General features: G+C 66.5%; 11 protein-coding genes. 3 read left to right on the top strand and 8 right to left on the bottom strand.

Annotated elements, in window-relative coordinates:
• Positions 1-86: 86 nt before the first annotated feature.
• From NCW75_08230 to NCW75_08205, 6 genes are all read right to left on the bottom strand, one after another.
• Positions 87-662: a hypothetical protein gene (locus NCW75_08230; GenBank protein ID UYV11290.1), complete on the bottom strand. Its 576-nt coding sequence runs from the start codon at positions 660-662 to the stop codon at positions 87-89.
• Between the two features lie 69 nt (positions 663-731).
• Positions 732-2,063 (bottom strand): hypothetical protein, encoded by a 1,332-nt coding sequence (locus NCW75_08225; GenBank protein ID UYV11289.1) that lies wholly within the window; start codon positions 2,061-2,063, stop codon positions 732-734.
• Positions 2,064-2,159: 96 nt separating this feature from the next.
• On the bottom strand, positions 2,160-3,668 hold the full coding sequence (locus NCW75_08220) for a sulfotransferase (protein UYV11288.1): 1,509 nt from the start codon (positions 3,666-3,668) through the stop codon (positions 2,160-2,162).
• Between the two features lie 99 nt (positions 3,669-3,767).
• The gene (locus tag NCW75_08215) at positions 3,768-4,244 is read right to left on the bottom strand and encodes a hypothetical protein (protein ID UYV11287.1); all 477 of its coding nucleotides are present in this window, start codon (positions 4,242-4,244) and stop codon (positions 3,768-3,770) included.
• Between the two features lie 3 nt (positions 4,245-4,247).
• A complete protein-coding gene (locus NCW75_08210) occupies positions 4,248-4,811 on the bottom strand; it encodes a hypothetical protein (protein UYV11286.1) in 564 nt (187 codons plus the stop codon).
• Between the two features lie 18 nt (positions 4,812-4,829).
• Positions 4,830-6,236, bottom strand: coding sequence for a pyridoxal-phosphate dependent enzyme (locus NCW75_08205; GenBank protein ID UYV11285.1), 1,407 nt, complete (start codon positions 6,234-6,236; stop codon positions 4,830-4,832).
• 208 nt (positions 6,237-6,444) lie between these two features.
• On the opposite strand from NCW75_08205, the gene NCW75_08200 reads away from it, so the two are divergent.
• The 3 genes from NCW75_08200 to NCW75_08190 all read left to right on the top strand — a co-directional run bounded on the left by NCW75_08200 (position 6,445) and on the right by NCW75_08190 (position 8,689).
• Positions 6,445-7,050 carry a hypothetical protein gene (locus NCW75_08200; GenBank protein UYV11284.1) on the top strand — a complete coding sequence of 202 codons (606 nt, stop codon included), beginning with the start codon at positions 6,445-6,447 and terminating at the stop codon, positions 7,048-7,050.
• 416 nt (positions 7,051-7,466) lie between these two features.
• Entirely contained in the window at positions 7,467-8,489 is a 1,023-nt protein-coding gene (locus tag NCW75_08195; protein ID UYV11283.1) for a 1-phosphofructokinase family hexose kinase, read from the top strand.
• Positions 8,486-8,689: a hypothetical protein gene (locus NCW75_08190; protein ID UYV11282.1), complete on the top strand. Its 204-nt coding sequence runs from the start codon at positions 8,486-8,488 to the stop codon at positions 8,687-8,689. The genes NCW75_08195 and NCW75_08190 overlap by 4 nt, the downstream gene beginning before the upstream one ends.
• Here the strand turns inward: NCW75_08190 and NCW75_08185 are convergent.
• Positions 8,686-10,215, bottom strand: coding sequence for a carboxypeptidase M32 (locus NCW75_08185; GenBank protein ID UYV11281.1), 1,530 nt, complete (start codon positions 10,213-10,215; stop codon positions 8,686-8,688). The two genes, NCW75_08190 and NCW75_08185, sit on opposite strands and share 4 nt — an antisense overlap.
• Before the next feature lie 38 nt (positions 10,216-10,253).
• Positions 10,254-12,002: a M3 family oligoendopeptidase gene (locus tag NCW75_08180; protein UYV11280.1), complete on the bottom strand. Its 1,749-nt coding sequence runs from the start codon at positions 12,000-12,002 to the stop codon at positions 10,254-10,256.
• Between the last annotated feature and the right edge of the window lie 34 nt (positions 12,003-12,036).

Genomic DNA, 12,036 nt, shown 5'->3' with positions numbered 1-12,036 from the left:
GTTCCCACCAGGGCCGCCGCCGCTCCCGCGATGGTCGTGGTCGGTCGGGCGATGCCCGCCGCCGGCCCCGCGCCGGTGGCCGGGGCTCACTCCGGGGGTTCGGCTCCCGCGCTCGCCGCGCTCAGCGTCGCGCACTCGGGGCAGATCGCCAGCGGCCCGGCCGTCGCGGGCACCGAACTCATGTCGTACCCGCAGCCCGGGCAGCCCCCCTCGTTACCGATCTTCCAGGCGGCTTCGCACTTCGGGCAGGGCGTCAGGCCGTCGGCATCCCGACCCGCACCCAGCATCCACGCGCCGCACGCGGGGCACTGGCCGCGTGCGGCCAGCAGGGCCGCGCTCGCGGCGCGTCCGTCGGACGCCCATCTCGATCGGGCAGAGCGCCGCACGATGGCGGACGCAACGAACGCCCCGAGGATGCTCGCGATCGCCGGGCCCATGACGATCCGGAACGCGAACCACCCCATGCCGCCCGCGGCGAACATGGCCAGCTTGGCCAGGGCGGACATCTGGATCACGGCCGCGAGCCACAGCCAGAAGGCGATCCGGAGCTTGCGGAGCGTGTCCGCGTCGAGGGGAACATCGGCCCGGCGGAACGGGAGCATCGCCGGCGCATCACGCAGGTCGGGGATGATCCCACACCGCGCGATACGGTGGTCCAACATCGATTGGAGATCCGGCGGTCGGTCGGCCATCCCCGACCATTGCCCGCTCGGGCTGGGACGCGGCAGCACTCAGGGGCAGCCCATCACGAACGCGTTCTGGTACTCGAGGAAGTCCAGGATCGTCAGGTCGCCGTCGCCGTCCAGGTCGGCACGGGCGTCGCCGGTGGCGAAGAGGTTGCTGAACTCCAGGAAATCGAAGATGTTGAGCGCGCCGTCGCACGTCAGGTCGGCCGGACAGGGATTCACGCAGATGCCCATCGGGTTATTCAGGGCGCTTTGCAGGTTCGAGAACGTGATGGCCGTGCCGCCGTTGGCGCCGCCGCCGGCCGAGCAGCCGCCGTGGGTGTGGATGCCGATGGCCTGGCCGCTGGCCTCGTCGATGACCGGTGACCCGCTGTTGCCGCTCGACGTGTCCATCGCGTAGCGCAAGCGGGACCCGTCGAACTCTACGAAGGGGCCCGTGTGCGTTTTTTGGGCGCGGAACCACGTCGGATCGACCGAAGCGCCCGTGACGCCGTGGCCGGTGACGCGGATGTCCTGCCCGGTGACCGGCGGGATGGCGGTCGCGAGATCGAACGCGTCGCCCTGGGCCTCGTGGGGCCGCATCCCCGTGTTGGGGTTGGCGAACGCGCCGGCGTAGTACCAGTCCTGGCCCAGGCCGCTGGCTTGCTCCTGCGTGCTGCTCGCGTCGATGGCGTACTGGTGGTCCGGATGGGGCATCACCGGCACGCCGCCGGGCGTCGACAGCGGGTTGTTGAAGTGGACCTGCACGAAGTTGCAATGCCCGGCCGCCAGCACGCACCTCATGCAGTCGCTGATGATCCAGGCCGTGCAGTTGGCGCTGCCGCTGGCGCTCCAGCCACGCGCGACGCGCGGGTCGCTGGAGAGCTGGCGGTCGTCGGTATCGCCGCAGATCGAGTCGGGTTCGCCCGGCGACGCGATCGGCTGGAACGAGCCGGGCTGCACGAGCACGCGATCGATCGTGATGGCGCTCACGTTGGCGTCGGGAACGCTCAGCACCTCGACCCGCACGGCGTCGCCGTTGAAGAAGGCTGACATGTTCCGCCATTGCTCGACGTGCGTCGACTCAAGCCGCTGCACGGCCCCGTCCCTGAGCGACGTAAGCCGGATGATGGTGGGGGGCGTGCCCGCCGGGGCCCCGCCAAGGTCGACCGACCCGAAGTCCACCCGCATCCACGCGGCCCCGGGCACCGAGACGGTGTGCTCGTAGATCGTGACGCGGCCCAGGTCGTCGGCGATGGGCGCCGCGGGGTCGTCGCCCACGATCGGCCCGCTCGACACGCCCACCGGCACGAACACCGGGTCGATGGGGTCGGCCAGCGTGATCGAGGCGGTCAGGGCGGCGCAGGCGAGGACGGCAAGGGGCGTGGTGGGACGCATCGGGATCTCCTCTCGGGGTCGATCGGTTCCTCGGACTCGGCTATTCTCGCCGAAACCGGACCCCGATGCAAGGCGATTTTCGCGGCTCGGCCGGACTTATGGGTATTCTGGGAACTCGATGTCGGCAAACTGCTCGGCGTAATTCGCGTGCCGGCCGGCCGAACTCGTGTAGAGCGGCCGGTTCACCTGGTCGTAGCTCAGCGTGCGGAGGGTGCGCTTGGTCTTGTAGAACTCGCGGCAGGCGTCGTCCCACGGCAATCCAAGGAACTCGATGACACGCGGCAACTGCGTCTGCGGATCGGCGACCAGATCCTCGTAGCGCACCTCGAGGATCGGCACGCCCAGCGTCTCCTTCCAATGCGCCATCAATCGCTCGGATTGCTCATACGCCTTGGCGACCCAGTCGAGCCTGGTCGTCCACGGCATCGCGTCGTTGTTGAACGCGCCCATGTAGCACGAGATCGCCACGTCGCGCGGGTCTCGGCGGATGTGGATGATGCGCGTCCTGGGGAACAGCCGCGCGATGAGCCCCGCGATGCGCGTGTTGCCGATGGCCTTGTTGGCGATGCGCTCGGCACCCGGGGCCATCTTCGTGATCTCACGCACGTAGTCGTCGGCGGCCCGGTTCCACTTGAAGCGGTTCAGGCTTCCGAACTGTTTGCCCTCGGGCGCATCGGGCTTGTACGCCGCCATGGCCTGTGCGAAGAACCGCTCCAGCGTGTCGAGCTCGCCCACGCCCGCGCCCTGGGGGTGCGAGTGGATGATCTGGTCCAGCAAGCTCGTGCCCGAGCGCGGCATGCCCGCGATGAACACCGGCACCTCGCTCTCGCACGAGCTCTCTGGGAAGCCGGCCATGTTCTCCTTCGACCACATCTCGATGATCGCGGCGGTCTGTTGTTCGTACGCGTCGGGGTCAAACGGTTTCGTCTCGAGTTCGTTGCCCTGGGTTGCCGCGTCGAACGCATCCGAATACCGACCCGCACGATCCAACGCCTTGGCCCGCAGGTGCCACGCGGCGCTGCGCAGCTCGTGGGGCGTGTCGACCGCCCCGCTGAGTTCATCGATGATCTCGATCGCCCCGTCGTAGTCCTTGTCCTGCACGCGCAGCTTGGCCTGCTCGTATCGCAGGTGGGGGGGCACTGGCTGGTTCTTCGCGTCCAACTCGGCCGCCATCGCGTCGACGACTTCCCTCGCCTCCTCCGTCCGCCCCGCTTCTTCAAGACATCCCGCGCGATGGATCCGCAGCGGCACGTCGCCCGGCACGAGTTCGAGCGCCTGGTCGCATAAATCCAACGCCAGCTCGGTATTCGCCGCCCGCCGCTCGAGCCGGCTGAGCACCGCGAACGCCCCGGCGTTTGGCCCCTGCCCGAGCGCCTTACGCCCGTGGTGGCGGACCTGCTCGACATCGCCCGTCCGCTCGGCGATGGCCGCCAGGAAGAGGTGCAGCTGCGCATCGCCGGGCATCTTCTTGAGCCCCGCCATCGCCAGCTTGTGCGCCTCGGCGAGCTGCCCGCCCTCGAACGCCCGCTGCACCGGGTCGACCACCTTGCGCCGCCGCTGGACCTGCTGGGGCGAAAGCCGCATCTTTGTATAGCCACTGCTCATCGCGGGGATGGTATGGGCTGCTTACGTGTCGGACCCCAGGTTTCGGAGCATTCCGGGCACGTGGTCACACCCTCGATAGTTGCCGGCACGCCCCGCAGGTCATACTCGCACCGCGGGCACTCCACCGGCACGCCCACCTTCCAGGCCGAAGAGCACTTGGGGCAGGTCGTGAACCCGTCGGCCTCGGCAATCGCCCCGCCGATGTCGGTCTCGCACACGGGGCACACGCCCCCGGACGCGATGATCCTCGCGCTCATCCGCCGCCCCCGGCGTCGCCAATGCAAGGAACGCGAGCACTCCGATTGTCCACGCTGGGACCAACGCGGTCATGAGAACAGCCGTGAACGGCACGCCGTGCTTCTTCATGACGGCGTGGTCCCACATCCACATGAACGCAAACGCGACGAGCAAGCACACCACGCACGCGATCGTGTACGACCGCTGCAACCGCTCAGTTGCCGCACCGACCTTGACACGGCCTCTCTTCCACGGCCACATCGGCAGCTTGTGCAGCCGTTCGACCACCTGTACGCGTCGGCCACGTTCGTCTTCGATGATGGGGTTTCGCGATGCCATCACTCAGAGTCGTTCCTTGGAGGACCACTCCCACGAACACTCGGGGCACACCATCACGCCCCGTTCGTCGTGCGGCGTCCCGATCATGTCATACCCACAATTCCCACACGCGGCGATCGCCCCAACATGCCAGGCACCGGAGCACGCGGGGCATGTTGCGAGGCCATTGTGCCCAGGCTTAACGCCGGCGATGCCGTAGCCGCAGCTCGGGCACGTACCGTCGGCGGCCATCGCTCTGGCGGCGAACTGGCGACCCGGGCCAGTCCAGATCCAGTGGTGGATCTGATTGAGCACGAGCCACAGACCGACGCACACGAGCATCATGGCCATCAAGATCAATGCCCCGGTCCGGTTCTGGACCGCGACGGCGATCAACGCGCACAAGACGGCGAGGCCAAGGCCAATGAGCCCGATCAACCCCTCGCACACCATCCAGCGCCGCACGCTCGGGCTCAGGATGCGAGCACTCGGGATGTTCCAAGGCCAGCGTGGTGCGGAGGACAACTCGGGCACGACCGGAACTCGCCGCCCGTTCTCATCGTCCACCTTGGCGCTGGTGATGGCCATCGCGGCGTCTCCGACAATTCAGACTCCAGCCGGCTGCATCCCGCTGGCCACACTACTCCCACCCGCCTTCGCCAGATGCTCGATCAGGTCGATCTCGCTCAGCACGCCCACGATCTTGCCCTCGCTCACCACGATGGCCGCCTGCTGCTCGCCGAACACGCCGTAGAGCTCTTCCACCCTGGCCGAGGGGCTCAGCAGCCCGCCGATCTGGGTCTCGATGGTGCGCACGGGCGAGTCGATGTTGACCTCGTCGCGTTGCAGCCCGCGCAGGATGTCGATCTCGTGGACCATGCCCAGCGGCTTGCCATCGTCGTCGGTCAGGGGCACCTGGCTGATGCCGTGGCGGCGCATCAGGTCGATCACCTCGCGCAGCGGCCGGTCCTGGTTCGCGGTGATGACGGTGGTCGATTCGTCGATGAGGTCGCCCACGACCCCCAGCCCGCGCGGCTTCTCGAGCATCCCGTGCATCTTCATCCAATCGTCCTTGAGGTACTTGGTGATGTAGCGGCCGGCCGAGTCGGGGCAGATGGCGATGACGGTCTTGCCCGCACCAAGCCGCTTGGCCACCTCGATGGCGATGTGCGCCATGCCGCCCGATGACCCGCCGCAATACAAACCCTCCTCGCGGATCAACCGACGCGCCATCGTGAAGCACTCGTAGTCGCTCACCTGGTGCATCTCGTCGACGACCGATGGGTCGAACGCCCGGCAGATGATGTCCTCGCCCAGGCCCTCGACCTTGTACACGTACGGCGTGCTAGGCTCGCCCGTCTTGAACATGCTGTAATGCACGCTGCCCAGCGGGTCGACGCCCACGATCAGCGTCTTGGCGTTCTGCTTCTTGAAGTACCGCCCGATGCCCGAGATCGTGCCGCCCGTGCCGGTGCCCACGACGATCGCGTCGACCTGCCCGCCATCGGTTTGTTCGTAGAGCTCGGGCCCCGTGCTCGTCTCGTGGGCCTCGATATTCCACTGGCTGTGGTACTGGTCCATGTAGAACGCCCCGGGCGTATCGGCGGCGACCTTCTTGGCGCGATTCACGTAGTGCTCTGGGCTGTCGCCGGGAACGTCGGTGGGCGTGATGATGACCTCGGCCCCGAACGCCCGCAGCGCGTCGATCTTCTCCTGGCTCATCTTGTCGGGCATGGTGAACACCGCGTGATACCCGCGCGCCGCCGCGGCCATCGCCGCCCCGGCCCCGGTGTTGCCGCTGGTGTTCTCGACGATGGTCCCGCCCGGCTTGAGCAGTCCCTCCTCCTCGGCCCGGCGGATGATGTGCCAGGCCATGCGGTCCTTGATCGACCCCGCCGGGTTCATGAACTCGCACTTGGCGTACACCGTCGCCGCGCCGGGGGGCACGACAGTATTGAGCCTCACGAGGGGGGTGCTGCCGATGGCGTCGAGGATGGTGTCGTAGGCGTGCATGTCGTTATTCCCACTAGACTTCGATTCGGGTGTGAGCCGGGCTTCCGTGCCAGGCCCGGATGCTGACCGGGGTCACACCCACAGGGTAGGGGAACCGGGCCCGGGCGTGTTGCGGAGAGTCACCTGATGGGGGTGGTGGGTTTCACCCCGGGGCTCTCGTCCCCGATGCCGCCACCGTGGGGTTCGCGATACCAGGGGAGAAACGTATATGGGCCCGCGAGTGATCGGTCTCTTCGTCGGAGGGTTCCTGGCCGCGACGGCTACGGCCCAGGTCATCCCCGATGTCGGTATCGTGATGACGGCGGACAATCCCGAACTGCGGCCAGGCGAAAGCACCTTGGTCACGCTCTCTGCGGCCTGGCTCGGCGCATCCACGCGGACCTACGACATCGCCGTGGTCGAGACGAACCTAGTGAGTTCGGCCGGCAGCATGGGCCTGAGCGACCCGATGCTCATCGACGGCATGGCGGGCCCGGGCACGATGGCCGGCGAGATCTCACCCACCGGCGTCGACGGCATCCTCGCCGGCAAGCTCAACTGGCCCTTCCCGATCTTCCCGCCACCGCCCTACCCGCTCCCCTTCTGGCAGGCCACCTACACCGCCCCAGCGGACGTCGCGGCTCCCTTCGACGTCGAACTCTCGACGCTCACCACCCGTTTCGACGCCTACATCGAGATGAGCAGTTCCGAGACCGTGTCGCTGATCGACGAGATCGTCGAGGGCCGCGCCACCATCCGCGTCGTCCCCGCGCCCGCCGGAACAATGGTGTTGGGCCTCGCCGTCTTCGGATTCGGCCGCCCTCGCCGCCGCTGAAGTCTCCGGGAGTTGAGGCAAGCTACCGGGGTTCATTCCCAACTACTCAACATGGCCGAGACGCCCAGCTTCAATAAGGCACTCGGGTGGACCGTCATACCCATCGCCCTTGGGTATGCAGGAATGGTCGTATTGGCAATGTTCGTCGAGCAATCTGGCAAGATGGAGATGCAGTCCGTCATGTGGGTGTTCTTGCCGGCGACGCTGTTCGCGTTTCTCGCCGGTCTGGCCGTGTTCCTTCCCGCGATCATCGCCGGCCCCGACCGCGGCCGCCAATTCGGCCTGTGGGTGGCCCACGTAACCCTCTCGATACTCGTGAGCATCGTCATGATGGTCATCAGCGTGACCGTCGTGCTGTTAGTGGGTAGGCAGCCAGCGCCTCGCCCTCGGCCCCGAATCTGCCGATACCATCCCCCATGTCCACCCCCCCTTCCGACACCCCCGCCCGCATCTTCACCCTCACCCTCAACCCATGCATCGACATGGGCGTCCAGGTCGACACCGTCGAGCCCGAGCACAAGCTCCGCTGCGGCCAGCCCAAGCGCGAGCCCGGCGGCGGGGGGCTCAACGTCACCCGGGCCATCGCCGAGCTGGGAGGCAAGTCGACGGCCGTGTTCCCCGCGGGCGGCAAGGTGGGCGACCTGCTGAAATTCCTGGTGGGCCTCTATTGCACCGGTAAGTTGTGCGACCAGCGGGGCGTGCCCGTGATGGCACCCACGCGCGAGAACGTCATCGTCAACGAGACCAGCACCGGCAACCAGTTCCGCTTCAACATGCCCGGGGCCGAGCTGAGCGACGACGAGGCCGAGGCGTGCCTGGCCGCGCTCGTCGACGGCGTTGGGAGTGTGGAAGGCGGGGGGCTCGCGGTCATCAGCGGCAGCCTGCCCCCGGGCGTCGAGCCACCCTTCGTGCGCACCATCATCGACAGGGTGCGCGCTGTCGGCGGGCGCGTCGTCGTTGATAGTTCTGGACCCGCGCTCCGAGAGGCCCTGGGCGCGGGCGTGTGCATGGTCAAACCGAATCGTCGCGAGCTGGCCGACACGATTGGAAACATGAACCCCGACGAGTCCGATCCCGCCGTCGTGGGCGCCGCCGCCATCGAACTGGCCCAAACGCACAACATCACCTACGTGCTGGTTAGCATGGGCGGCGACGGTGCCGTCTTGGCTATGAAGGACGGCTACGCCTTCTGCCAAGCCCCGAAGGTCGACGTGCATAGCGCCACCGGCGCGGGCGACAGCATGGTCGCCGCCGCGGTCCTGGCCATCGAACGCGGCAGTTTACCGGAAGAGATCCTGCGTGACGGTGTCGCCGCCGGAGCCGCCGCCGCCATCACCCCGGGCACGGAACTCTTGAAATGCCCCGACTTCGAGCGTCTCCGCGACTCGATGCCCCTGCCCAGGATGGTGCGTTCCACCCCCGCGAAGGCCAAGGCATGACCGGAGACAAGCACAAGCCGGGACTCATGCGATCACTGGGATCGTTCGTGGGCGAGATCGTCAAGGCGGTCAAGACCGATCCCGACAAGTACGATCGAGATCGAGCGCCAAGAGAGCTGTCCGACGACGACGAGGTCATCCTCCGCCGCACGACAACGACGATCGACGAGGTCCGCGTGCGCAAGGACAAGCTGGGTTAGATCTTGTAGACCTCGCGGAGCTTCCCGCCAAGATACTCCATCAGCGGCTGCGATTCCAACGGCCGTCCCGTCACCTTCTCGCACAGCTCGCCCGCCCCATACCGACGGCCGTGCGCGTGGACGTTCTCGTTCAGCCATTGCTTGAGCCGCCCAAAGTCGCCCTTGGCGAAGTCGTTGTCGAGCCCGGGCACCTGCTGGCTGATCGTCTGCCAGAGCTGGGCCGCGTACAGGTTGCCCAGCGTGTACGTCGGGAAATAGCCGAACAGCCCGAAGCTCCAATGGACGTCCTGCAGGCACCCGTTCGTGTCGTCGGGCACGTCGAGCCCGAGCATGTCCTTGAATCGTTCGTTCCAAGCGCCCGGCAGGTCGTTCACCGACAGGTCCCCCGAGATCAACGCCCGCTCGATGCCGAAACGCAGCATCACGTGCAGGTTGTACGTGCCCTCGTCTGCCTCGACGCGGATGTACGTCGGCCGCACGATGTTGACCGCGCGGTACACCTCTTCCTGGTCGAACTTGCCAAGCTCGGCGAACTGGTCGCACGCCTCTTGGTAGATCCATTTCCAGAACGGCCGGCTGCGCCCGACCATGTTCTCCCACATGCGGCTCTGGCTCTCGTGGATGCCCAGCGAGATGTCGTCGGCCAACGGCGTGCCGAAACTCTGGATGGCCTCGCCGCCCGGGCCTTCGTGCGTGCCGCTCTTGGGCAGCCCCTGCTCGTACATGCCGTGCCCGGCTTCGTGCATAGTGCCGTACAGCGCACCGGGGAAGTACTCTTCGTCGTAGCGCGTGGTCAGCCGCGTGTCGCCCGGGGCGAGCCCCTCGCAGAAGGGGTGCGTCGTGATGTCTAGCCGGCCCGCGTTGAGATCGAAGCCGATGGCCTTGAGCACGTGCAACCCGAGCGCGTGCTGGCGATCGCTCGGCGCATGGATCTTCGTCGGCGCATCATTGGGCGCCTTGCCCGAGTCCTGCAACTCCTTCACCAGCGCCGAGAGCTGCTCGCCCAGCGGCGTGAATACCGTCTCGACTTCCTTGGCCGTTGCGTTGTGCTCGTACTCATCCAGCAACGCGTCGTACAACTCGCCGCCTTCCGCGTAGCCGAACGCCTTGGCCTTCTCCCGCGAGAGTTCGACCATGCTGCTCAAGAGCGGCGCAAAAGACTTGAAGTCGTTGTTCTTGCGTGCTTCTTTCCACAGATCCTGGGCCTTGCTGCCCGTGCGAGCCAGTTCTTCGACCAGCGGCTTATCCAGCTTCATCTGCTTGTCGTAGTCTCGTCGGAATTCCCGCACGCACGCCCACTGCTGGGCATCAAGATCCTCGTCCTCACAACCGGCGATCAGGTTGCCAAGTTCTTCCGACGTGCCGCGTTCGTGCATCATGCCCGCCATGAGCGCCATCTGCTCGGCCCGCGCATCACCGCCACCACGCGGCATGTAGGTCTCCTGGTCCCACCCCAGCAGGGCCGCGATGGATTTGAGCGTGGCACCCCGGCGCCCGTAGGCGCACAATTCGGCGTACTTCGACATGCGTCGTCTTCCTTTCAGAATCTCGTAGGATGAATAGGTTACTCGGGCAGCTTTGCCAGCTCCGCTTCGACACGTTCGGCAAGACGAGCGATCGTCTCGACCGAGAAATCAAGCTTGATGCCCGCCGCCTCGAACAATTCGGGTAGCGGCCGCGAGCCGCCGAGCGACAACGCGTGCAGGTACGCATCGATCGCGACCGCTTCGCCCTCGTCGAGCGAGCGCATCCAGAGCTGGAGAGAGCCGAGCTGGGCGATGCCGTACTCGATGTAATAGAACGGGTGGCTGAACAGGTGCAACTGGCGCTGCCACTGCGTCTCACGCTCGCGCTGCAGGCCGTCCCACGACACTTCGCTGCCAAATCGGTCGTCCAGCTCGAGCCACTGCTCCGTGCGCTGCTCGTGCGTGTGCTCTGGATTGCTATAGATAAAGTGCTGGAACGCGTCGATCGTCGCGATCCACGCCAGCATCGAGATGCTGCCCTCGAGCTGCTCACGCATGGCCCGGGCATGATTGGCCTTGTCGCTGTAGAAGCCGTTGGGCCCGCCCCAGTGCGGCATGCTGAGCAGTTCCATCGACATGCTCGCCACCTCGGCGAACTCGATCGGGCTATGCCGGTAGTGCAGCAGCGGCTCGTCGTTGCACATCATGCTGTGGAACGCATGGCCTGCCTCGTGCACCATCGTCTCCACGTCGCGATGCAGCCCCGCGGCATTCATGAAGATGAACGGCTCGCGCACGCGATCACGCATGTATTGGTACCCGCCCGGGCCCTTGCCCTTGCGGCTGTCCAGGTCCATGAGCGCACCGTCGGCAGGCCCGTTGCTGTTGCTGCCGTCGCCCAGGGTGGCGAACATCTTTGCCAGCCTGGGGTCGATCGCCTCGAACGCGGCCTTCGACTTGGCCACCATGTCCACGCCGCCCTTGAACGGCTTGAGCGGGTCGCGTCCCAACGGATCAACGGCCAGATCCCATGGCCGCAGCGGATCAACGCCCATCTTCTCACGACGCTGCGCGTCGAGCTTACGCTTGAACGGCACGACGACCTTCTCCACGGCGTCATGGAAGTCCTTGCAATCCGCCGGTGTGTAATCGAACCGGTGCATCGCGGCGAACGAGTAGCCCACGAAGTCCTTGTGCCCGGCGTTCTGGGCCATCTGGTGGCGAAGCTCGATCAGCCGGTCGTAGATGCCGTTGATCTTGGTCGCATCCTGGAGCCGCCGGTCGGCGATGCCGCGCCACGCCTTCTCGCGGACGTCCCGATCGGTCTCCTGGAGATACACCCCCATCTGCGGCAGCGTCTTCTCTTCCCCATCGAACTCGACGGTCATCGCGCCCACCGTCTCGGTGTACGTCTGCTCGACCTTGTCGACCTCGGTCTGGATCGGCACGTTCTCGTCGCGGAACAGCTCCACGTCGGCCTTCACGTCGCGGGCCAGCACCTCGTACCGCTCGCCGCCCAGGCCGAACTTCTCGGCCAACTCCACCTGCCGCTGGTCGAGCTGAAAGCCAGCGGGCTTGAGCTTTGGCGCAACGTTCTCCAGGAAGTTCGTGTAGGCCTTCCGCTTCTCATCGCTCGCGGTATCGCACGTCATCGCGATATACAGGTTTGCCTGCGCCTCACTGCACGCGGCCTCGAGCTCGCTACGGTCGACCAGCCATTGCTCGAGTTCGGCCTTGCCAGCGACCTCGCGGTCAGCCAGCTCGTCGAACAGTGGGCGCAGGTTGTCCCAGTTCGTGGCGTCGATGTCTTCGGGCACCAGGCCGGTCGGAGTGGCGGCGGTAGTCATGGCAGGGGCCTCCTTGGTCTGCGTCTTCAAGGCG

Origin of the sequence: Phycisphaera sp., from assembly GCA_025916675.1 — a bacterium.
Classification (GTDB): Bacteria; Planctomycetota; Phycisphaerae; order Phycisphaerales; family UBA1924; genus JAHCJI01.
This window is presented reverse-complemented; position numbering and strand designations above follow the sequence as displayed.

What these genes read in the sequence shown, in the direction of transcription:
- NCW75_08220 (UYV11288.1), bottom strand. Translation starts at nt 3,668, where the DNA reads ATGAGCAGTGGCTATACAAAGATGCGGCTTTCGCCCCAGCAGGTCCAG.
- NCW75_08180 (UYV11280.1), bottom strand. Translation starts at nt 12,002, where the DNA reads ATGACTACCGCCGCCACTCCGACCGGCCTGGTGCCCGAAGACATCGAC.
- NCW75_08215 (UYV11287.1), bottom strand. Translation starts at nt 4,244, where the DNA reads ATGGCATCGCGAAACCCCATCATCGAAGACGAACGTGGCCGACGCGTA.
- NCW75_08225 (UYV11289.1), bottom strand. Translation starts at nt 2,063, where the DNA reads ATGCGTCCCACCACGCCCCTTGCCGTCCTCGCCTGCGCCGCCCTGACC.
- NCW75_08185 (UYV11281.1), bottom strand. Translation starts at nt 10,215, where the DNA reads ATGTCGAAGTACGCCGAATTGTGCGCCTACGGGCGCCGGGGTGCCACG.
- NCW75_08190 (UYV11282.1), top strand. Translation starts at nt 8,486, where the DNA reads ATGACCGGAGACAAGCACAAGCCGGGACTCATGCGATCACTGGGATCG.
- NCW75_08205 (UYV11285.1), bottom strand. Translation starts at nt 6,236, where the DNA reads ATGCACGCCTACGACACCATCCTCGACGCCATCGGCAGCACCCCCCTC.
- NCW75_08195 (UYV11283.1), top strand. Translation starts at nt 7,467, where the DNA reads ATGTCCACCCCCCCTTCCGACACCCCCGCCCGCATCTTCACCCTCACC.
- NCW75_08210 (UYV11286.1), bottom strand. Translation starts at nt 4,811, where the DNA reads ATGGCCATCACCAGCGCCAAGGTGGACGATGAGAACGGGCGGCGAGTT.
- NCW75_08200 (UYV11284.1), top strand. Translation starts at nt 6,445, where the DNA reads ATGGGCCCGCGAGTGATCGGTCTCTTCGTCGGAGGGTTCCTGGCCGCG.
- NCW75_08230 (UYV11290.1), bottom strand. Translation starts at nt 662, where the DNA reads ATGTTGGACCACCGTATCGCGCGGTGTGGGATCATCCCCGACCTGCGT.